At 66.3% G+C, this 20431-nt stretch carries 18 protein-coding genes; 10 read left to right on the top strand and 8 right to left on the bottom strand.

Going from position 1 to position 20431, the window contains the following annotated elements; genetic code table 11:
* Positions 1–75 precede the first annotated feature (75 nt).
* From ASD68_RS13255 to ASD68_RS16935, 4 genes are all read left to right on the top strand, one after another.
* Complete coding sequence (locus ASD68_RS13255) at positions 76–534, top strand: MarR family transcriptional regulator (protein ID WP_056085186.1); 459 nt, start codon at positions 76–78, stop codon at positions 532–534.
* 208 nt (positions 535–742) lie between these two features.
* Positions 743–1858 carry an efflux RND transporter periplasmic adaptor subunit gene (locus tag ASD68_RS13250; protein ID WP_056608066.1) on the top strand — a complete coding sequence of 372 codons (1116 nt, stop codon included), beginning with the start codon at positions 743–745 and terminating at the stop codon, positions 1856–1858.
* A 51-nt stretch (positions 1859–1909) separates the two neighbouring features.
* Positions 1910–5002, top strand: a complete 3093-nt coding sequence (locus ASD68_RS13245; RefSeq protein WP_056607680.1) for an efflux RND transporter permease subunit — start codon at positions 1910–1912, stop codon at positions 5000–5002.
* Positions 5003–5100: 98 nt separating this feature from the next.
* Positions 5101–5886, top strand: a complete 786-nt coding sequence (locus ASD68_RS16935) for a hypothetical protein (protein ID WP_156458420.1) — start codon at positions 5101–5103, stop codon at positions 5884–5886.
* 180 nt (positions 5887–6066) lie between these two features.
* Here the strand turns inward: ASD68_RS16935 and ASD68_RS13235 are convergent, their stop codons facing one another.
* From ASD68_RS13235 to ASD68_RS13225, 3 genes are all read right to left on the bottom strand, one after another.
* Complete coding sequence (locus tag ASD68_RS13235) at positions 6067–7500, bottom strand: M20/M25/M40 family metallo-hydrolase (RefSeq protein ID WP_056607679.1); 1434 nt, start codon at positions 7498–7500, stop codon at positions 6067–6069.
* A 174-nt stretch (positions 7501–7674) separates the two neighbouring features.
* Positions 7675–8085 carry a large-conductance mechanosensitive channel protein MscL gene (mscL, locus tag ASD68_RS13230; protein ID WP_056607678.1) on the bottom strand — a complete coding sequence of 137 codons (411 nt, stop codon included), beginning with the start codon at positions 8083–8085 and terminating at the stop codon, positions 7675–7677.
* Between the two features lie 98 nt (positions 8086–8183).
* Positions 8184–8870, bottom strand: a complete 687-nt coding sequence (locus ASD68_RS13225) for a fumarylacetoacetate hydrolase family protein (RefSeq protein ID WP_056607677.1) — start codon at positions 8868–8870, stop codon at positions 8184–8186.
* Positions 8871–9023: 153 nt separating this feature from the next.
* Between ASD68_RS13225 and ASD68_RS13220 the strand changes: the two genes are divergently transcribed.
* From ASD68_RS13220 to ASD68_RS13205, 4 genes are all read left to right on the top strand, one after another.
* Positions 9024–10259, top strand: a complete 1236-nt coding sequence (locus ASD68_RS13220) for an efflux RND transporter periplasmic adaptor subunit (RefSeq protein WP_056607675.1) — start codon at positions 9024–9026, stop codon at positions 10257–10259.
* A 116-nt stretch (positions 10260–10375) separates the two neighbouring features.
* Positions 10376–11062: an ABC transporter ATP-binding protein gene (locus ASD68_RS13215; RefSeq protein WP_056607673.1), complete on the top strand. Its 687-nt coding sequence runs from the start codon at positions 10376–10378 to the stop codon at positions 11060–11062.
* Between the two features lie 10 nt (positions 11063–11072).
* Positions 11073–12236, top strand: a complete 1164-nt coding sequence (locus tag ASD68_RS13210) for an FtsX-like permease family protein (protein ID WP_056607671.1) — start codon at positions 11073–11075, stop codon at positions 12234–12236.
* A 12-nt stretch (positions 12237–12248) separates the two neighbouring features.
* A complete protein-coding gene (locus ASD68_RS13205; RefSeq protein WP_056607670.1) occupies positions 12249–13571 on the top strand; it encodes an ABC transporter permease in 1323 nt (440 codons plus the stop codon).
* A 40-nt stretch (positions 13572–13611) separates the two neighbouring features.
* Here the strand turns inward: ASD68_RS13205 and ASD68_RS13200 are convergent, their stop codons facing one another.
* The 3 genes from ASD68_RS13200 to ASD68_RS13190 form a co-directional block, all read right to left on the bottom strand.
* A complete protein-coding gene (locus tag ASD68_RS13200) occupies positions 13612–15000 on the bottom strand; it encodes a TIGR00366 family protein (RefSeq protein WP_056608063.1) in 1389 nt (462 codons plus the stop codon).
* Between the two features lie 202 nt (positions 15001–15202).
* Positions 15203–16114, bottom strand: a complete 912-nt coding sequence (yedA, locus tag ASD68_RS13195) for a drug/metabolite exporter YedA (protein WP_056607666.1) — start codon at positions 16112–16114, stop codon at positions 15203–15205.
* Positions 16115–16189: 75 nt separating this feature from the next.
* Positions 16190–16465: a hypothetical protein gene (locus ASD68_RS13190; protein WP_056085022.1), complete on the bottom strand. Its 276-nt coding sequence runs from the start codon at positions 16463–16465 to the stop codon at positions 16190–16192.
* Positions 16466–16543: 78 nt separating this feature from the next.
* On the opposite strand from ASD68_RS13190, the gene ASD68_RS13185 reads away from it, so the two are divergent.
* The gene (locus ASD68_RS13185; protein WP_056607661.1) at positions 16544–16885 is read left to right on the top strand and encodes a Rieske 2Fe-2S domain-containing protein; all 342 of its coding nucleotides are present in this window, start codon (positions 16544–16546) and stop codon (positions 16883–16885) included.
* A 42-nt stretch (positions 16886–16927) separates the two neighbouring features.
* Here the strand turns inward: ASD68_RS13185 and ASD68_RS13180 are convergent, their stop codons facing one another.
* On the bottom strand, positions 16928–18769 hold the full coding sequence (locus tag ASD68_RS13180) for an SLC13 family permease (RefSeq protein ID WP_200945408.1): 1842 nt from the start codon (positions 18767–18769) through the stop codon (positions 16928–16930).
* A gap of 319 nt (positions 18770–19088) precedes the next feature.
* Between ASD68_RS13180 and ASD68_RS13175 the strand changes: the two genes are divergently transcribed.
* Positions 19089–19436 (top strand): DUF559 domain-containing protein, encoded by a 348-nt coding sequence (locus ASD68_RS13175; RefSeq protein ID WP_056607656.1) that lies wholly within the window; start codon positions 19089–19091, stop codon positions 19434–19436.
* Between the two features lie 142 nt (positions 19437–19578).
* Here ASD68_RS13175 and trmB read toward each other — a convergent pair whose 3' ends face one another.
* Positions 19579–20280, bottom strand: coding sequence for a tRNA (guanosine(46)-N7)-methyltransferase TrmB (gene trmB, locus ASD68_RS13170; protein ID WP_056608059.1), 702 nt, complete (start codon positions 20278–20280; stop codon positions 19579–19581).
* Between the last annotated feature and the right edge of the window lie 151 nt (positions 20281–20431).

The raw sequence follows: 20431 nt of genomic DNA, 5'->3' as shown, positions 1-20431 counted from the left end.
AGGCTTGGTTTGGCGGATGGCCCCGACGTATGCTGCAAACGAAGTACGTGTCGGGTGAAGAAGGGTCAGCAAATCATGGCAAAAACAGAAGACGTTTCCTTCGGCTATCTGCTCAGCGATGTGACCTTGCTGTTCCGCAAGCATTTCGACCGGCGCGCGGTGGCGTTCGGGCTGACCCGGGCGCAGTGGCGTGCCACCAAGGTGTTGTACCACCGCGAGGGTTTGCGGCAGACCGAGTTGGCTGAGTTCCTGGAGATGGAGCCGATCGCCGTGGGCCGCGTGATTGACCGCCTGCAGGCCGCCGGTTTCGTCGAACGCCGCCCCGATCCGAAGGATCGCCGCGCCTGGCGGCTGTACGTCACCGAGCAGTCGCGCGAGGTCATTGGCGGCATGGAGCTGATCGCCCGCGGCCTGCGCAAGGATGCCACCCAGGGCATCGCACACAGCGAGCTGGAGCAGGCGCTGGCGGTGATCGGCCGCATCAAGGACAACCTGCTGGCGCTGGAACAGGCTGACGACAGCACCACCAGCTGAGGCCGGTCGCGCAGCGACCAGTGCCAACCGTCGTGGCCCGGCAGCGGCGGATCGGCGACATAATGGGGATTCGTGCGAATACCCGGTCAACCGTTGCACGGGGGGCGCGTTGTAGTGCTGTTGTTCGCTTTCCCCGCTGTGGCGACTGCTGTCGTCGTGCCATTCCCCCGCCGCTCCCCGCGGTGTGCCGATCGAGAATCCGCCGCACATGTCCTGGAAAAAAGTCGCCCTCATTGCCGCTGTCTTGCTGGTGATCGCGTTGGCGCTGCATTTCGGGAAATCGGTCGACAGCGCCGGAAAGACGGCAGAGCATGCCGCCGCCTCGGTACCGGTGGAAGTGGCCAGCGCGCGGCGCGGCGATATCGAGCTTTCGTTGCAACTGGTGGGTCGGGTGGAAGCATGGTCCACGGTGACCGTGCGGGCGCGGGTGTCGGGCCAGCTGGAGTCGCTGTCGTTCACGCCGGGCACGCACGTGCGCAAGGGCAGCGTGCTGGCGCAGATCGATCCACGCTTGCTGCGGGCACAGCTGGACCAGGCGCGCGGCAACGTGGCGCGCGACCGCGCGCAACTGCAGAAGGCGCAGGCCGACCAGAAGCGTTATGCCGACATGCTGGGCAAGGGTTTTGTCTCCCGCGCCGATTACGACCTGTACCAGGCCAACCTGGCCGTAGCCAAGGCCGCGTTGCAGAGCGACCTGGCCGCGCAGGAGCTGGCCCAGACGCAACTTGACTATGCCCGCATCGTGGCCCCGTTCGACGGCGTCACCGGCGCGCCGCTGGTGTATCCGGGCGCGCAGATCAGCGCCGACAGCACCGACATCGTGGTGCTCAACCAGGTCGAGCCGGTGCGCGTGGCGTTCAATATCCCCGAGGACACGCTGAGCGCCGTGCGCGATGCGCTGGCGCGCGGCGACGTGCCGGTGCAGGTGACGGTTTCCGGCGACCATGGCGCGCCGCTGGCCGGCACGCTGCAGTTCGTCGACAACGCGGTGGACGCCAGCACCGGCACCATCGTGCTGAAGGCGCGTTTCGACAACGTCAACTATCGCCTCACTCCCGGCCAGTTCGTGCAGGTGAGCTTGCCCACCACGCGGCTGACCAACGTGGTCAGCGTGCCGGTGCACGCGTTGCAGAGTTCAACCAGCGGCAGCTTCGTGTTCGTGCTGGGCGCCGATGGAAAAGTGCAGCAGCGTCCGGTCACCGCCGGCCCCACCAGCGCGGGGCGCACCGTGATCGACAAGGGTCTGCAAGGCGGCGAAAACGTGGTGACCGAGGGGCAGATGCTGCTGGTTGACGGGGCGAGCGCGCATGTCGCCGCGCGCTGAGGTCGGTATGGCCGTCCATACGGCTGGCGCTGGATTGCCCTGGGCCGCACGATGAACATTCCCCAGCTCTGCATTCGCCGCCCGGTGATGACCACGCTGCTGATGACGGCGCTGCTGGTGTTCGGTCTCGTGGCCTACCCGCAATTGCCGGTGAACGAGCTGCCGAACGTGGATTTTCCCACCATCAGCATCAGTGCCAAGCTGCCCGGCGCATCACCGGAGACGATGGCGTCGGCGGTGGCCACGCCGCTGGAAGGCAAGCTCTCCACCATCGCCGGCATCAGCTCGATGAGCTCCACCAGCGCGTTGGGTTCCACCTCGATCACGCTGACCTTCGAACTGGACCGCAATATCGACGCGGCCGCGCAGGACGTGCAGTCGGCGATCTCGTCGGCCCTGCGCCAGTTGCCGAAAGAGATGACCACGCCGCCCACATTCCGCAAGGTCAACCCGGCCGACGCGGCGATCCTGTACCTGGCGATGAGCTCCTCGACGATGCCGTTGACCCAGGTCGACGAATACGCCGAGACCGAACTGGCGCAACAGCTGTCGATGATCGACGGCGTGGCGCAGGTGAACGTGTACGGCTCGCAGAAATATGCCGTGCGCATCAGCGTGAATCCCGATCGCCTGGCGGCCGCCGGCATCGGCATCGACCAGGTGCAGAACGCGATTGCCGACGCCAACGTCAACCAGTCCACCGGTTCGCTGTACGGCTCGCGCCAGCAGTTGCCGATCCGCAGCGATGGCCAGCTGCAGCGCGCGGCGGCGTACAACGACGTGGTGGTGGCGTACCGCAACGGCGCGCCGGTGCATGTGCGCGATATCGGCGTGGCGCGCGACAGCGTGCAGGATGACCAGAAGGCCAGTTCGTACAACGGCACCCGCGCGATCGTGCTGGCGATCCAGCGCCAGCCCGGCGCCAACACCGTGGCCACGGTGGATCGCATAAAAGAGGTGCTGCCCAGCTTCCGCGCGGGCCTGCCGCCGTCGGTGAAACTGGCCACCCTGTACGACCGCTCGCAGTCGATCCGCGCCTCGGTGGACGACGTGCAGTTCACCCTGCTGCTGGCCGGCGTGCTGGTGGTGTTCGTGATCTACCTGTTCCTGGGCAGCCTGTCGGCCACGCTGATTCCCGCGGTGGCACTGCCGATCTCGGTGCTGGGCACGTTCGGCGTGATGTACGCGCTGGGCTACAGCCTCGACAACCTCTCGCTGCTGGCGCTGACCCTGGCGGTGGGGTTCGTGGTGGATGACGCGATCGTGATGCTGGAAAACATCGTGCGCCACATGGAAGCGGGCGTGCCGCCGTACGAGGCGGCGCTGCAGGGTGCGCAGGAGATCGGCTTCACCATTTTCTCGATGACGCTGTCGCTGATCGCCGTGTTCATCCCGGTGATGTTCATGGGCGGCATCGTGGGGCGGCTGTTCCATGAGTTCGCGGTGGTGATCAGCGTGGCGATCCTGATCTCCGGCATCGTGGCGATCACGCTGACGCCAATGCTGTGCAGCCGCTTCGTCAAAGGCCACGACCACACGCGGAAAAACTGGCTGGTGGGTGGTTTTGACCGTGGTTTCAACGCCGTGCAGCAGGGGTATTCGGACAGCCTGCGCTGGTGCATGGATCGTCCGCGCATCGTGCTGGCCACGTTCGGGCTGAGCCTGCTGGCCACCGCGTTGCTGTTCTACGTGACACCGAAGGATTTCATCCCCGCCGGCGACAACGGCCAGTTGCGCGTCAACACCGAGGGCCCGGAGGATATTTCCTTCGAGGGCATGGGCGCGCGCCAGCAGCAACTGGTCGACATCGTGGCGAAGGACCCGAACATCGCCGGCTACATGTCCAGCATCGGCGCCGGCGGCTCGCGCAGCACGGTCAACAACGGCTCGATTCTGCTGATGCTGAAACCGGCCAGTGAACGCAAGCTCGATCCGGAGCAGATCATCCAGGAGCTGCGGCCGAAGCTGGCCGAGGTTCCCGGTATCCGCGCGTACATCCAGAACACGCCGGCGATCCGCATCGGCGGCCGCCAGTCCAAGTCGCAGTACCAGTACACGTTGCAGTCGATCGACATGCCGGCGTTGTACGACTGGAGCGGCAAGGTCACGCGCGCGTTCGCGGCGTTGCCGGGGTTCGAGGACGTCACCAACGACCTCGATCTCAACAGCCCCTCGATCGTGGTGAACGTGGACCGCAGCAAGCTGGCGCCGCTGGGGCTCACCATGGCGCAGGTGCAGACCGCGCTGGGCATCGGCTTTGGCGAGAACCAGATCTCCACCATCTACGGTTCTGCCACGCAGTACTGGGTGATCCTGCAGGTGGACCGCAAGCTGCAGGACGATCCGGCCGTGCTGTCGCGGCTTTACGTCACCTCCCGCAGCGGCGCCCTGGTGCCGCTGAACGCGGTGGCCAGTTTCAAGCGCGAGCCGCAGGCGCTCACCGTGAACCACCAGGGCCAGCTGCCCGCGGTGACGGTGTCGTTCAACCTGGCGCCGGGTTACAGCCTCGGCGATGCGGTGGCCAGCATCGATGGCGCGATGCAGAAGATGGGCCTGCCGGCCACCATCAGCGGCAGCGTGCAGGGCACGGCGCAGGCATTCCAGCAATCCATGCAGGGCATGGGCATGTTGCTGCTGCTGGCGGTGTTCGTGATCTATCTGGTGCTGGGCATCCTGTACGAAAGCTTCATCCACCCGCTGACCATCCTGTCCGGCCTGCCCGCCGCGGCGGTCGGCGCGCTGCTGACCCTGGTGATCTTCCAGGCCTCGCTGGATCTGTTCGCCTTCGTCGGCATCGTGATGTTGATCGGCATCGTCAAGAAGAACGCGATCATGCTGATCGACTTCGCGCTGGAGCGTCAGCGCGAGGAAGGCATGCCACCGGCACAGGCCATCTTCGAAGCCTGCCGCGTGCGTTTCCGCCCGATCATGATGACCAGCATGGCCGCGATGGCCGGCACCTTGCCGATCGCCTTGAGCATCGGCGCCGGCGCCGAAGTACGCCGCTCGCTGGGCCTGGCGGTGGTCGGTGGGCTGATCTTCTCGCAGGTGCTGACGCTGTACCTGACGCCGGTGATCTACCTCTACATGGATCGGCTGCAACGGCGCTTCGCGACGCCGACAACCAGCGTGCCTGCACAGTAAGGCGTGAAATCCCGCCGCGCTCGGCGCGCAATGGGACGGTGCGTGGTCTTGAGATTATGTAGGCACCTTGCCGATGCCGGCAGGGCCCGATCACGTGGGTGACCGATGACGATGGAGGCGGTCCCGTCCCAATCCCGCGACGACTTGTCAATGGCGTTCGCCTGCGCTCAGCCCTGCAGCTGGTGGTAGGTCCTCACCTGGATTTTCCCGCTTCGGCCCGCAAGCTTCGCCGGGTTCTTTCCCGGGGTTATAGTGCGCAAGGGGACAATCTCTTCGGTTTGCAGCCGCGCCACGACACCATCAGGTGCATCGAGGCCGGGGAGTGGGCGGCCTCAAGTCAACCATCCAAGGCGGATGCTCTCGCGGTGTCACCTGGCTCTCCGTATCGACCTTTTCCATTTCTGCAGCGAGTCTTTCCGAACATGATGAAACGACGTGCCATCACCTTCTCCGCACTGTTCACCCTGCTTGCCGTTGCCTCACTGCCGGCGACTGCTGGCGTGTATACGGATGATTTGTCGAAGTGCCTCGTTTCCAAGACGACGTCGGACCAGAAAGGGGTTCTGGTCAACTGGATGTTTTCGGCGATGTCGCTGAATCCATCCGTGGCCAAATTCGTCACTCTTCCGGATGCGCAGCGCAAGGCGTTCAACGTCGACATGGCCAAATTGTTCGAGTCGCTGGTGACGGTCACCTGCAAGTCGGAGATGCAACTGGCCGTGCGATATGAGGGCAATACCGCCATCGGCGCGGCCTTCACCGTACTTGGGCAGGTGGCTGGCAGGGAGCTCTTTTCCAACCCGGAAGTGGCGAAGGGCATGTCCGACCTGGAGAGGTACCTGGACAACGACAAGATCAAGGCGGCGTTGAACCCCGCGAAGTAGGGCGCCAAGCCCGGCAGGAACCCTGCTGCAGGATCTGCAACATCGGCAGGTGAGGGTGCCCCGGGGGGAGGCCGCACCAGATCCATTCATGCTCGCGCGGCAGTACCTTCAGGGCTTCCCGTTTGCCGACGGTGAGGCACGTCGCCTTGTCCCCAGTTGTCGTGTTGCTGGTACGCGGAGCTATTCGTTGGTGCCGTCTTTGGCGAAGGCGCCAGGCGCCGAGCCGAAATCGCCATCCGCCTGCGCGGCCATGTAAGAGAACGCGGCGTACACGGCCACGTTCTGCGCCAGTTCCTGCGGGTCGACCTTGTCCAGTGTGTCGTTGGCGGTGTGGTGCCAGTCGAAGTACTTCGTGCCGTCCTGGGTCAGCGACAGTGCGGCCATGCCCTTGGCGTGCATCTGCGACAGATCCGATCCACCACCGCCGGGACGCTTGGCGTCGTAGGCCACGCCGAGCGGTGCCAGCACGTTGGCGATCTGCGCGACGGCAGCGCGCGCGTCGGGCTTCACGCTGGCGCTCATGCGCCAGACCGGGCCGGCGCCGAAATCCGAATCCGTGCCCAGCTGGAATTGGCTGACCTCGCCGGCATGTTTTTCGGCGTAGGCGCGGCTGCCCCACAGGCCCATTTCCTCGTTGGCGAATGCGATGACGCGGATGGTGCGGTCGGGGCGTTGCGGCAGGTCGCCGATCAGTTTGCCGGCCGCCATCGCGATGGCCACGCCGGCGCCGTCGTCGATCGCGCCGGTGCCCAGGTCCCACGAATCCAGATGGCCACCGATGGCGACCACCTGCTCGGGATGCTTGCGGCCGGTGATTTCGCCGATCACGTTGGCGCCGGTGTATTCGCCGTCGAGGCCGCAGTCCAGAGCCAGCTTCACCGTCACCGGCTTGCCGTAGGCCAGCGCGCGCTCCAACTGGTCGGCGTCGGGGTTGGAAAGGGCGGCGGCGGGAATCGCCTTGGACGGGTCGCGGAAGCCGGTGACGCCGGTGTGGGCGATGCGTTCGTGCGCATCGGTACCCGCCGAGCGCAGCAGATAGCCAGCCGCGCCCTTGGCGGCGGCGATCACCGGGCCGGCGGTACGCACGGCCGACCCCATGCCGTAGCCGTGGCCATCCTTGGCGCGCTGCATGCGATAGCCGACGTAGACGATGCGGCCTTTCACGCTGGCCGGGTCGGCCGCCTTCAAGGCGTCCAGGCTGTCGAACTTCACCACTTGCGCGCTGAGACCGCCCGCGGGCGTGCCCGGCGAATAGCCCAGCGCCGTCACCACCAATGGCTGCGGAAACGGCGCCAAGATCGCGGCGTGTTCGCTGCGGCGTACCCACTTCGGATACGTGACCGCTTCGGTATAGACCTTGTCGTAGCCGAGCGCCCTGAATTTGGCCACGGCCCAGTCGCGGGCGCGCTGGTCGGCTTCGCTGCCGGCCAGGCGCGCACCAACCTCGGTGGTCAGCGAGGCGACGATGCGGTAGCCGGTGTCGTCGTGCAGGGCGCGGTCGCGCAACTGTTCGGCCGTCTTTACGGCTGTTGCGGGAATGGCGGTGGCGGCGCTGACGATGCCGCTGGCCAACAGCAGGCTGGCGGCGAGCAAGGTGAAGGGAAGACGACGCATCGGGGAACTCCGCGGATCAAACCCCGATTATGGCGTGGTGAGCTGGCCACGCTTGGGCCAAAAGTCATTGTAGGGGCGGCTTCAGCCGTGATGCTTTTGCTCCGGGGCTCCAAGGCAAAAGCATCGCGACTGAAGTCGCTCCCACAAGAAGCTGCTCCCACGGGGATGGCTACCTTACTGGCGGTTCTTCAGCAGGTCGCGGATTTCGGTCAGCAAGGCCACGTCGGCCGGCGGTGCAGAGGGGGCTTCTTCCTGCTTGCGGTTGAGCTTGTTGATGCCCTTGATCACCAGGAAGATCGCGAACGCGATGATCAGGAACTGGATCAGCGTATTGATGAACGCGCCGTACTGGATGGCCACCTCCGCCACCTTGTGCGCGGGGTCGGTGGCATCGGCCGGTCGCAGCACCCATTTCAGGTTGCTGAAATCGACGCCGCCGGTCAGCCAGCCAATCGGCGGCATGATGATCTGATCCACCAGCGAGGTGACGATCTTGCCGAATGCCCCGCCGATCACCACACCGACCGCCAGGTCGATGACGTTGCCACGCATGGCGAACGCCTTGAACTCACTAAGCATGCTCATGCCGCAGATACTCCCTTGTCGAGCCGAATGGCATGGCGACTGTAACCCCTCGTCGCGTGTACGGACAGGGAAAACCCCACGGCCTTGGCCCGGTGGGATCAGACGATCCGGCCGTCCAGTTCGGCCACGCCGGCCAGCTCGGCGTGAAAGCGGTCGCCGCGTTGCAACGCGGCCACGCCGGCCGGCGTGCCGGTGAAGATCAGGTCGCCGGCCTTCAGCTCGAACAGCCGGGACAGCGCGGCGATGATCTGCGGTACGCCGTGCAGCATGTGTTCCAGCGTGGTCTGCTGGCGCTGCTCGCCGTTGACTTCCAGTCGCAGCACGGTGTTCGTGTTCGGGCTGGCTTCCGCGGCACGACGCAAGGCGGACACGGGTGCGGAATGGTCGAACCCCTTGGCCACGTCCCACGGGTGGCCCTTTTTCTTGGCCTGCGCCTGCAGGTCGCGGCGGGTCAGATCCAGCCCGACGCCATAGCCGAAGATCAGCGCCGTCGCTTTGCCGGCCTCGATGTCGGTACCGCCGGCAGCCAGTGCCACCACCATCTCGACTTCGTGGTGCAATGATGCCGTGGCCGACGGATACGGCACGTCGGCGCCATCACTGACCACGGCGTCGGCCGGCTTGCAGAAAAACATCGGCTGTTCCAGATCCACCGTACTGCCCATTTCGGCAGCATGATCGGCATAATTGCGGCCGATGCAGAATACGCGGCGTACGGCAAAACGCTGGTCGCTGCCGATGACGGGCAGGCTGGGAATGGCGGGTGGATCGATGATGTAGGTCATCCGCCAAGCGTAGCAAACCGAAGTGCAATGCGACGTTCGGAACCGGGTGACAGCTGTCATCGACGATGGCTGATGCCGCACCCTGACCACGCCGCGGTCGATCGATCAATCTTGCATGCATCGCACACCGGGCAAACCGGTCGGGGAGTAAGGGTGGACAACGCCGAGCTGTTGAAGGAACTGCGCATCGATCGCAACCAGCGCGAGGCGCACGACAGCGGCCCCGGCCGCTGGCCGTGGATCGCCGCCGGCGTGCTGGTGCTGCTCGCCTTGCTTGGCGGCGGCGCCTGGCTTTGGCTGGGCCAGCGGCCGCTGCCGGTGAAAACCGCCACCGCCGTGGCGCCCACCGCCGCGGGTGAGTCCGGCGCGGTGCTGCAGGCCACCGGCTACGTCACCGCGCGGCGCCAGGCCACCGTGTCGGCGCAGATCACCGGCACGCTCACCGCCGTGCTGATCGAAGAGGGCGACCGCGTCACCAAGGGCCAGGTGCTGGCGCGGCTGGACGACAGCGGCTACAAGGCCACGCTCGCCGCGGTGAAGGCGCAGGCCGATGCGGCGCATGCGCTGGTGACGCAGTACCAGTCGCAATTGAAGCAGTCCGAACACGACGCCAGGCGCCAGCAGCAACTGGTCGAGCGTGGGCTGGTGTCGCGGCAAAGTGCCGAGCAGGCGCAAACCCAGGTCGAGAGCCTGCGCGCCCAGCTCGCCGCGCAGCGCCAGCAGGCGCATGCCGCCGATGCCCAGGCAGCAGTGGCCAAGGTGAATTTCGACTACACCGTGGTGCGCGCGCCGTTCAGCGGCGTGGTCACCACCAAGGACGCGCAGGTCGGCGAGATCATCTCGCCGCTGTCCGCCGGCGGCGGCTTCACCCGCACCGGCGTGGGCACCATCGTGGACATGGATTCGCTGGAAATCGACGTCGACGTCAACGAGGCCTACATCGGTCGGGTCAAGCCGGGCATGCCGGCCGAAGCGGTGCTGGACGCGTACCCGGACTGGAAAATCCCCGCCCACGTGGTCGCCATCGTGCCCACCGCCGACCGCGGCAAGGCCACCATCAAGGTGCGTGTGGCGCTGGAGCAGAAGGACGCGCGGGTGGTGCCGGACATGGGCGCGCGGGTGTCGTTCCTGGAAGAAAAGGCGAAGGCGGGCGCCGCCGCGCCGCAAGGCGTGCTGGTGCCGGCCACGGCGATCGTGCAGCGCGACGGCCACAGCGTGGTGTTCGTGCTCGACGGCGAGCAGGTGCATCAGCGCACGGTGACGCCGGCCGCTCAGACCTACGGCGACCTGCGCCTGTTGCCTACCGCGGTGAGCGCGGGCGAAAGCGTGGTGGTGTCGCCGCCGCCTGAATTGAAAGATGGTTCGGACGTCCAGATAGCGAAACCGTAAATTTCCAGATCCCTGTGGGAGCGGCTTCAGCCGCGATGCTTTCCCGGGGATTCAAGAAGCAGAGCATCGCGACTGAAGTCGCTCCCACAAAAGACCGCACATCGTCGGAGAACGCCATGGCCACGCTGATCGAGATCCAGAACCTCGCCAAGAGCTACACCCGCGGCAAGCAGAAAGTCGAAGTGCTGCATCACGTCAACCTGGACATCGCCGAAGGAGATTTCCTGGCGCTGATGGGCCCGTCCGGCTCGGGCAAGACCACCTTGCTCAACCTGATCGGCGGCCTGGACACGCCCAGCGCCGGCAGCATCAGCGTGGGTGGCCAGCGCATCGACCAGCTCGGCGGCGGCGCGCTGGCGAAATGGCGTGCGTCGAATGTCGGTTTCATCTTCCAGTTCTACAACCTGATGCCGATGCTGTCGGCGCAGCGCAATGTGGAGTTGCCGCTGCTGCTGACCAAGCTGTCGGCGGCGCAGCGCAAGAAGAACGCATCCATCGCGCTGCAACTGGTGGGCCTGGCCGATCGCGCCAGCCACAAGCCCAGCGAACTGTCGGGCGGCCAGCAGCAACGTGTGGCGATCGCCCGCGCGATCGTCTCCGACCCCGCGCTGCTGGTCTGCGACGAGCCTACCGGCGACCTGGATCGCCAATCCGCCGAGGATGTGCTGGGCCTGCTGCAGCAGCTCAATCGCGATCACGGCAAGACCATCGTGATGGTTACCCACGATCCCAAGGCGGCGGAATACGCCAGCCATACGCTGCATTTGGACAAGGGCACGCTCGTCGAATCGGCCACGGCGTGAGGAGGCGGTCATGAAATACCTGCACCTGATCTGGGCGGCGCTGTTCCGGCGCAAGACCCGCACCGTGCTGACCCTGGTGTCGATCGTCGCCGCGTTCCTGCTGTTCGGCATGCTCGACGCGGTACGCACCGCGTTCGACTCCGGCAGCCAGGGCATCGTCGGCGTGGATCGGCTGGTCACCTCGTCGCGCTACTCGATCATCCAGCCCCTGCCCGAATCGCTGGGCACGCGCATCGCCGCGATTCCGGGCGTGCGCGACGTGGGCCACGCGAACTGGTTCGGCGGCATCTACCAGGATCCGAAGAACTTCGTTTTCAGCTATGCGGTGAGCCCGAATTACCTCGACCTGTATCCGGAGATCCACCTGTCGGCCGAGCAGCGCAAAGCCTTCGACGACAACCGCACCGGTGCGGTGATCGGCGACAAGCTGGCGCAGAAGTACGGCTGGAAGGTAGGCGACAAGATCCCGCTGCAGTCGACCATCTTCCCGCTGAAAAACGGCTCGAAGACCTGGACCTTCGACATCGAGGGCATCTACACGGTGGACAAGGACGCGGCCAACGGACTCGATCAATTGTTCATGCTGCACTGGAAATATTTCGACGAGGCCAATGCGTTCGGCAACGGCACGGTCGGCTGGTACGTCGACCGGCTCACCGACCCGGCGCTGGGCGACCGGGTGGCGCATGCGATCGACGCGCTATCGGCCAACTCCGACCATGAAACCAAGACCCAGACCGAGCAGGCCTTCAGTGCCTCGTTCGCCAAGCAGCTGGGCGACATCGGCCTGATCGTGGGCTCGATCATGGGCGCGGTGTTCTTCACCCTGATCCTGTTGACCGCCAACACCATGGCGCAGGCGGTGCGCGAGCGCACGTCGGAGCTGGCGGTGCTGAAGACGATCGGCTTCTCCAGCCGCAGCGTGCTGGCGCTGGTGCTGGCCGAATCGGTGCTGCTGTTGCTGATCGGCGGCGTGATCGGGCTGGGCCTGGCCGCGGTGCTGGCGCCGGCCATCGGCAAGGGCAGCGGCGGCATGATCAACCTGCCGCCGGTGGGTGCCGGCAGCTGGGCGATGGGCGTGGGCCTGATGGTGCTGATCGGGCTGGTGGTGGGCGCGTTGCCGGCGTGGCGGGCGATGCGGTTGAACATCGTCGATGCACTGGCCGGCCGCTGAGGAGAATCGGATATGCGCACATTCAAGTCTTTCCTGCGCGGCCTCGGCCTGGTCGCCATCGTGATTGCGGGCCTGCTGATCTGGTCGCGCCTGCCGTGGACCGCCGTGCTGGCGCTGGTGGCGGTGCTGGCGTTGTGGCTGGTGCTGACCCGGCGCGGTCGACAAACCCTTTCGATCACCAGCGTGGGCATCAGCACCTTGCGCCAGCGCATCGGCGCCTCGCTGGTGGTGGTGGTCGGTATCGCCGGCGTGGTCGGTGTGCTGGTGGCGATGCTGGCGATGGGCGAGGGTTTCCAGAGCACCTTGCAGCAGACCGGCTCGGACGACACCGCGATCGTGCTGCGCGGCGGCTCCAATGCCGAGCTGAACTCGGTGCTCGACCGCGACAGCGTCAACGTCATCATCCAGGCGCCGGGCGTGGCGCGCAGCGCCGACGGCAAGCCGGTGGCGTCGGCGGAACAGTCGGTGGTCGCCAATCTGCCCAAGCGCAACGATGCCAGCATCGAGGCGAACGTGCCGATCCGCGGCGTGGGCGACGAGGCGTGGATCCTGCGGCCGAACGTGAAGATCGTGCAGGGCCGCCGCTTCAAGCCCGGCCTGCGCGAGCTGGTGGTGGGCCAGGGCGCGATGCGCCAGTTCGCCGGGTTGGACGTGGGCAGTCGGCTGCGCCTGGCCGGGCAGGAATGGTCCATCGTGGGCGAGTTCGCGTCGGGCGATTCGCACGACTCGGAGCTGTGGGGCGATGCGCAGACGGTGGCCTCGGCCTACCGCCGCGGCAGCAGTGCGCAGTCGGTGACCGTGCGGCTGACCTCGCCGCAGGCGTTCGACACGTTCAAGGCCGCGCTGTCCAGCGACCCGCGCCTGAAGGTCGACGTCAGCACCACCCGCGAGTACTTCAGCAAGCAGTCCGAGAGCCTCACCAAGGTGATCCGCATCGTCGGCATCACGGTGGGCGTGATCATGGCTATCGGCGCGATCTTCGGCGCACTCAACACCATGTTCGCGGCGATCGCCTCACGTGCCCGCGAGATCGCCACGCTGCGCGCGATCGGTTTCCGCGGCCTGCCGGTGGTGGTCTCGGTGCTGATGGAAACCATGCTGCTGGCGCTGCTCGGCGGCGTGCTGGGCGGGCTGATCAGTTGGCTGATCTTCAACGGCTATACCGCCTCCACGCTGGGTGCGAACTTCAGCCAGGTGGTGTTCCAGTTCAAGGTGTCGCCGGAGCTGCTGTGGCTGGGCATCAAGTGGGCGATGGCCATCGGTTTCGTCGGCGGGCTGTTCCCTGCCGTGCGCGCCGCCAGGCTGCCGGTGACCACGGCGCTGCGCGAGCTGTAAGCGATCCACGGGAACGCACCCTGTGCGTTCCCGTGCGTGTTCAGGGCATCACCGGCGGCGCGTAATCCAGCGTCAGGCCCAACAGCCACAGCATGCCCAGCACCAGCGGCACGTGCACCACCAGTTGCACGAAGGTGTAGCCGACCACGTCGCGCGCCTTCAGCCCCAGCACGCCCAGCAGCGGCAGCATCCAGAACGGATTGATCAGGTTGGGCAGCGCCTCGGCCGCGTTGTACACCTGCACTGCCCAGCCCAGATGCACGTGCAGGTCGCTCGCAGCCTGCATCACGTACGGCGCCTCGACCAGCCACTTGCCGCCGCCGGAAGGCACGAAGAAACCCAGGATCGCCGAATACGCGCCCATCACCGCGGGGAAGCTTTCCTGGCCGGCGATGTGCACGAACAGGTTCGACAACCGGTGCGCCAGCGTCGCGCCGTCGGCGCCCGGTACATGGGTGAGCAACGCGGCGATGCCGCCGTACAGCGGAAACTGGATCAGTACGCCGGCGGTGCTCGGCACGGCGCGATGCACCGCGTCGAGGAAGCTGCGCGGGCGCCAGTGCAGCAGGATGCCCAGGGTGAGGAACAGGAAGTTGTAGGTGTTGAGGTTGGCGATCGCGGTGACCGCCGGCTTGCTGGCGAATTCGTGGCCCAGCCAGCCCAGCCCCAGCAGGCCGATCGCCAGCGACAGCAGCGGGCTGTATTCCAGCCATTCGCCGGGACGCGTGCGCGGCGGCAGCGCGGGCGTGGAGCTTTCGCCGATGTCGAAATCCTTCGAGGTGCGCGCGTTCGTATCCGATGGCGCGGTGAACCAGCACACCAGCAGCGACACCACGATCAGCACCGCCGTCAGCACGATCGACTGCCACAGGAAAATCGTCTGGCTGAAAGGCAGCACGCCGGTGATCGCCAGCAGCCCCGGCGGCATGCTGGCCGGGTTCGCCTGCAACTGCGCCGCCGATGACGAAAGCCCCATCGCCCAGATCGCGCCCAGGCCCAAGTACGCCGCCGCGCCGGCGGCGCGGTAATCCATGTGCAGGTCCGTGCGCCGTGCCAGCGCACGCACCAGCAGGCCGCCGAACACCAGCGAAAAGCCCCAGCTCAGCAGCGACGCCAGCATGCTCACCAGCGCGATGTAGACGATCGCGCCGCGTCCGCTGCGCGGCGCCCGCGCCAGCACGTCGATGAAACGCGCCACCACCGGCGCGGTGGCCAGCACGTAGCCGCCGATCACCACGAACGCCATCTGCATGGTGAACGGGATCAGGCTCCAGAAACCGCTGCCGAACGCGTTGACGGTGGCCGTCGGCGTGGCGCCGAAGGCAAACGCGGCCAGCGCCACCACGACCACGCCCAATGCGGCAAACACCCACGCATCGGGAAACCAGCGTTCCGCCCATGCGGCGCTGCGCAGGGCCGCGCGCGCCATCCAGCCGTCTTGCGATGCGTTCATGCTGCTCTCCCCGCTCCAATGAAATCAGTGCCAACGTCGCCAAAGGCGGCGTTTCGTTTGCCCCTTCCCCTGCAAAGCAGGGGGAGGTTGGGAGGGGGTAGCTTTTGACCTTGGCGGAGATCAAGAGCGACCCCTCCCCGACCCTCCCCTGCGAGCAGGGGAGGGAGCAAAAGCGAGGCTAACGCTTCTGCTTGGCCAGCGTTATCGCCACCACGCCGACCAGGATGATCGCCATGCCGGCCAGGTCATATGGTCCCACGTGTTCGCCGGCCAGCAGCACGCCAAACAGCACCGCCACCGGCGGGTTCACGTAGGCGTAGCTGGTGGCCAGGGCAGGGCGCGCGTGCTTCAGCACGTACAAGTAAGCGCTGAACGCGATGATCGAACCGAACACCGCCAGATACGCCAGTGCCAATGTTGCGTGCAGGGTGGGATGCGCGGGCAGGTGTTCGCCACTGGCATAGCCGACCAGCAGCAGCGCGACGCTGGCGCAGAGCATCTGCGCGGCGGTGTTCATCGGGCCCGGCGGCATGTCGCGACCACGGCTCCAGACCGAACCGAAGGCCCAGCACGCGGCCGCCACCAGCAACGCCACCGCGCCCACCGGCGAGCCCGACAGGCTGCTGCCCAGGTTGAGCACGATCACACCCGCGAAGCCGATTGCCAGGCCGATGGTTTCGCGCCGGTTGGGCCACTGCCCGTACATGCCGGAAAACAGCGCCGCGAACAACGGCATGCTGGCCACCGAAACGGCCGCGATGCCCGAGCTCACCCGCTCTTCGGCAAAGCAAACCAACCCGTTGCCCATCCCCAGCAACAACAAGCCGGTAAACGCCGCGTTGCGCCATTGCGGCAATGTCGGCGCGGCCATGCCGCGCAGCCGCAGGAAACCGTACATGACCACGCCTGCGCACAGGAAACGCACGCCGGCCAGCAGAAACGGCGGGTAGCTTTCCAGCGCGAAGTGGATGCCCAGATAGGTCGACCCCCAGATCACGAACAGCGCGAACAGCGCCAGCGGGATCAGAACGCGGGGATCGGCCAGGGAGCGCGGCGATTCAGCCGCGGCGCAGGTCGAAAGATCGGACATGGTGGGGTGGGATTATCCGGAGACGGCGCTGGATTATCCGCTTCTCGCCACCGTTTTGCGCGCTTGCGGGCGGGCTCAGTGAGTCACCGGCCGGCGGTGGTGCAGCACCACGAATTCACCTTCCAGCACTTCCGGTTGGCGCGCGCGCGTCGCTGCCCCGGGCGGCGTCAGCTTGCGGCCGTTGGTCCAGTAACGCCACGCCAGCAACACCACACCACCCACCATCAGCACCCCTGCCACCACCAGCCCGAACACCAGCAGCAAGCCGACCAGCGCCATACCCAACAGCAGCGACAGGGCACGGGCCAGCGGGTGGCGGGAGCGACGCATGGAGGGGAGTGAGAAGTGCATGTGTTAAAAATCCGTGTGGTAAAATCAATGACTTGCGGGCGTAACCATGGGGCCAACCGGCCTCCGAGGCAAGTGCCGATGGACACAATCACCACCGTTCTGCCGCTGTGCCGGTTGACGGATATTCCCGACGGCGGGGCGACGGCGGTCGACGTCTTGCTGGCCGGTGGCGAGCAGAGCCTGATCCTGTTGCGCGATGGCGGGCAGGTGCGCGGCTATCGCAATGTTTGCCCCCATGCCGGCCGTCGCCTCGACTACGCGCCGGGCAAATTCCTGTTCAAGGATGACACCCTGATCTGCGCCGTGCATGGCGCCAGCTTTCAACGGCAGGCCGGCGTGTGCGTGGCCGGCCCCTGCCGCGGCGACAGCCTGCGCGCGGTGGCGTTGCGGATCGAGGGCGACGAGGTGTGGTTGGCCTGAGACGTTCAGGCTGGGCGGGGGCGTTGAAACAATCCCAAGCTCTCAGCGGAAGACCAGGTTGATCGCCACGATGGTCACCGTCAGCACCAGCGCCGTCAACGGCAGGCCCACGCGCAGGAAGTCCTTGCTGCGGTAGCCGCCCGGGCCGGTCACCATCATCAGCGCCGGGTGGCCCGAGCTCAGCAGGAAGGTGTTGGACGAGGACACCGCCACGATCAACGCATATGCCGACGGGTTGCCGCCGGTGGCCACCGCCACGCTGATGGCGATCGGCACCATCATCACGGTGGCGCCCACGTTCGACATCACCTGCGAAAACAGCAGCGTCAACACGCCCAGCACGATCTGCAGGACGTACGGCGAGGCGCCGCCCAGGTAGTGCAGCACCTGCTGCGCCAGCCACGCGGCGGTGCCGGTGGAATCCATCGACCAGCCCAGCGGGATCAGGCAGGCGGTGACGAAGATCGTCTTCCAGTTGATCGCCTTGTACGCCTCGTCCATGTTCAGCACGCCCGACAACAGCATCGCGATGGCGCCGGTCATCATCGCCACGGAGAGGTCGAGGTTGGTGAACAGGGCCAGGCACTTGGCCATCACGAAAAAGCCGACCGCCTGCCAGATCTTGCCGGGCCGCTGCTCATCCTTGGGGATGTCGGTGACCACGACCAGGTCCTTGTCCTCGGCCGCCAGCGACAGGTCGCGCCAGTTGCTGTGCAGCACCACGGTGTCGCCCGCGCGCAGGGTGACCGCGCGCACGTCGTCGCGAAACACCTGGTCGCCGCGGTTCACCGCCAGCACCGAAATACCGAAGCGCTTGCGCAAGCGCAGGTCGCCGATGGTCTGCTTGATGAAGCGCGACACCGGCGGGATCACCACCTCGGAAATACCCGCACGGGTCGGGTTGAACAACTCACCCAACTGGCGCATGCGCGGCGACAGCCGGCACAACTGGTTGTTGGCGAACTGGCTGAGCTGCTCGCGCGGGCCCAGCACGCCCAGCACCGAGCCCACCCAGATCACGTGATCGGCCGGCGGCGCCATGCGCGCCTCGTTGCCGCTCTTGATCGCCAGGATCAGCGGCGCCTCGTGCAGTTGCTCCGCCTCGCCGATGCTCATGCCCACCAGCGGGCTTTCCGCGGTGACAGTGAGCTCGGCCGTCTCGCCGCCGATGCCGTAGGTCTCGGCAAAATAGCTTTCGGTGCGGCCGGGCGTCACCTTGAGCCGCTCGTCCTCGTGCCCGGGCAGCAACTTGCGGCCGAAGAAATAGAAGTAGCCCACGCCCAGGAACGCCAGCGCCAGGCCGATCGGGGTCACGCTGAACAGGCCGAATTTCGGGATCGTGTGCGCGCCCGGTGGCAGGTTGGCGTTGGCGCTGGCGATCAGGTCGTTCAGCACGATCAGCGGTGAGTTCGCGATCAGCGTGGTGTTGGTGGCGGTGAGGATGCAGAACGCCATCGGCAGCAACAGACGCGACAACGGCACGCCGGTGCGCGCCGACAACCGGCTGCTGACCGGGATCATGATCGCCGCCAGCGCCTGGCTGGGGATCACCGCGCTGAACAGGCTGGCCACCAGGTTGATCACCACGCCCAGGCGCGACTCCGCCCCGCGCGCCATGCGCATCACGAAATTCGCAGTGAGGTTGAGCACGCCGGCGCGGTCCAGCCCCTCGCCCATGATCATGATCGCGATGATCGCGATCACCGCGTTGCCGGCAAAGCCGTTGAACACGCGGTCGGCGGGAATCAGCCCGGTCAGCCCGATCACCACCACCACCAGCAGCGCCACCATGTCGGCGCGGATCCACTCCAGCACCAGCATGATCATGGTGAAGCCCACCAGACCCAGCACCAGGATCATGTCGGGGGTGAGCGACAGACCCATCAGCGTGCGTCCCGCGTTGGCGTTGCGCGCAAGTGGCTAGGCGATGGCAGTGGAAGCTTCACGCTGCGACGATTCGTCCCTGGTGGATCGCTTGAGTATAAGCGGCGCGGGATGATTGCTGGTGAATCAAGAGCCAAGAGCGACCCCTCCCCAGCCCTTTCTGCGACCGAAGGAAGTCCCTTTAGGGGCAAGCAGGGGAGGGAGCACACCGCGCAGTTGGAGGTGCGGGGGAGTACACGGCTTTGCTCCTCCCCCTGCTTGCAGGGGGAGGTTGGGAGGGGGTTACGCTTTTCCGGCCAGCTCCACGAACGGACTCGCCATGCAGCGCCAATGGACCCGCGCCCGCCAACTCCGCAACAACAGCACCGACGCTGAGCGCCGGCTGTGGTATTTCCTGCGTCGCCAGCAACTGGCCAGCCACAAATTCCGCCGGCAATACCCGATGGCAGGCTATATCGTCGACTTCGTTTGCGTGCCGGCACGGCTCGTGATTGAACTGGATGGCGGGCAGCACCTCGACGCGTTGGCATACGATGAGCGCCGTACCGCGAGGCTCGAATGCAAGGGCTACCGCGTGTTGCGCTTCTGGAACGACGACGTGCTTTTGCGCACGGACGATGTGGTGGCGGAGATTTTTCGCGCGCTGGGAGAAAAGCCAAAAGCTTGACCCCCTCCCGGCCTCCCCCTGCGCGCAGGGGGAGGAGCCGAAGCCCGAACTCCATGCGCTACGCTTTGCTTCCTCCACTGCTCGTCCCTAAAGGGACTTCCTTCGGTCGCAGGGAGGGTTGGAGAGGGTTAAAGCTCTTGCTCTAAACCCGCCGATACAACAAATCCCACACCCCGTGCCCCAGCTTCAACCCGCGCCGCTCGAAGTGCGTCTCGATGCGCCAGGCGGGCTTTTCGGCAAACTGGCCAGGGCCAATGTCGTTGCGCCAGTCCGGCGCCGACTCCATCACCGCCAGCATGTGCTCGGCATAGGCCTGCCAATCGGTGGCCAGGTGCAGCAGGCCGCCCGGTGCCATGCGCGACGCCAGCAGGGCGACGAACTCGGGCTGGATCAGCCGCCGCTTGTTGTGTCGTGCCTTGTGCCACGGGTCGGGAAACCAGATGCGCACCTCGGCCAGCGTGTCGAGGGCGATCTCGTGTTCCAGCACCTCCACCGCGTCGTGTTTGTACAGGCGCACGTTGGTGGCGTCGCGCTGGGCCAGTGCGTTCATCAGCCGGCCCACGCCGGGGCCGTGCACTTCCACGCCGATGAAATCGCGCGTGGCGTCATGCTCGCTGGCCCACGCCAGCGCCTCGCCGTTGCCGAAGCCGATCTCCATCACCAGCGGCGCCACGCGCCCGAAGCTGGCCGAAAAATCATGCGGCGCACCGCGATAGTCGACGCCAAAGCGCGACCACAGCGTGTCGAACGCGCGCTGTTGCGCTGGCGTCATGCGTCCCTCGCGCAGCACGAAGCTGCGGATGCGGCGCATGTAATGGGCGTTGTCGTGAGGCGTGTCGGTCATGCGGGTCGTCGGGTGCGGCGTGGAGAGGGTTTCAGCCAATGGCGCGACGTGGCGCGCCATCGCGTCGGAAACCCCGGATGAGGGCCGGCCATTGTAGCGACTGCCGCCGTTTGCCGAGCCGGCGACACTGCGGGCAGTTCCAACCGCGCGA

Origin of the sequence: Rhodanobacter sp. Root627 (assembly GCF_001427835.1) — a bacterium.
Taxonomy (GTDB): domain Bacteria; phylum Pseudomonadota; class Gammaproteobacteria; order Xanthomonadales; family Rhodanobacteraceae; genus Rhodanobacter; species Rhodanobacter ginsenosidimutans.
Note: the sequence above shows the minus strand (reverse complement) of the source record. Positions and strands in the feature narration are given on the sequence as shown.

What these genes read in the sequence shown, in the direction of transcription:
- ASD68_RS13255 (WP_056085186.1), top strand. Translation starts at nt 76, where the DNA reads ATGGCAAAAACAGAAGACGTTTCCTTCGGCTATCTGCTCAGCGATGTG.
- ASD68_RS13250 (WP_056608066.1), top strand. Translation starts at nt 743, where the DNA reads ATGTCCTGGAAAAAAGTCGCCCTCATTGCCGCTGTCTTGCTGGTGATC.
- ASD68_RS13245 (WP_056607680.1), top strand. Translation starts at nt 1,910, where the DNA reads ATGAACATTCCCCAGCTCTGCATTCGCCGCCCGGTGATGACCACGCTG.
- ASD68_RS13235 (WP_056607679.1), bottom strand. Translation starts at nt 7,500, where the DNA reads ATGCGTCGTCTTCCCTTCACCTTGCTCGCCGCCAGCCTGCTGTTGGCC.
- mscL (WP_056607678.1), bottom strand. Translation starts at nt 8,085, where the DNA reads ATGAGCATGCTTAGTGAGTTCAAGGCGTTCGCCATGCGTGGCAACGTC.
- ASD68_RS13225 (WP_056607677.1), bottom strand. Translation starts at nt 8,870, where the DNA reads ATGACCTACATCATCGATCCACCCGCCATTCCCAGCCTGCCCGTCATC.
- ASD68_RS13215 (WP_056607673.1), top strand. Translation starts at nt 10,376, where the DNA reads ATGGCCACGCTGATCGAGATCCAGAACCTCGCCAAGAGCTACACCCGC.
- ASD68_RS13210 (WP_056607671.1), top strand. Translation starts at nt 11,073, where the DNA reads ATGAAATACCTGCACCTGATCTGGGCGGCGCTGTTCCGGCGCAAGACC.
- ASD68_RS13205 (WP_056607670.1), top strand. Translation starts at nt 12,249, where the DNA reads ATGCGCACATTCAAGTCTTTCCTGCGCGGCCTCGGCCTGGTCGCCATC.
- ASD68_RS13200 (WP_056608063.1), bottom strand. Translation starts at nt 15,000, where the DNA reads ATGGCGCGCGCGGCCCTGCGCAGCGCCGCATGGGCGGAACGCTGGTTT.
- yedA (WP_056607666.1), bottom strand. Translation starts at nt 16,114, where the DNA reads ATGTCCGATCTTTCGACCTGCGCCGCGGCTGAATCGCCGCGCTCCCTG.
- ASD68_RS13190 (WP_056085022.1), bottom strand. Translation starts at nt 16,465, where the DNA reads ATGCACTTCTCACTCCCCTCCATGCGTCGCTCCCGCCACCCGCTGGCC.
- ASD68_RS13185 (WP_056607661.1), top strand. Translation starts at nt 16,544, where the DNA reads ATGGACACAATCACCACCGTTCTGCCGCTGTGCCGGTTGACGGATATT.
- ASD68_RS13180 (WP_200945408.1), bottom strand. Translation starts at nt 18,769, where the DNA reads ATGGGTCTGTCGCTCACCCCCGACATGATCCTGGTGCTGGGTCTGGTG.
- ASD68_RS13175 (WP_056607656.1), top strand. Translation starts at nt 19,089, where the DNA reads ATGCAGCGCCAATGGACCCGCGCCCGCCAACTCCGCAACAACAGCACC.
- trmB (WP_056608059.1), bottom strand. Translation starts at nt 20,280, where the DNA reads ATGACCGACACGCCTCACGACAACGCCCATTACATGCGCCGCATCCGC.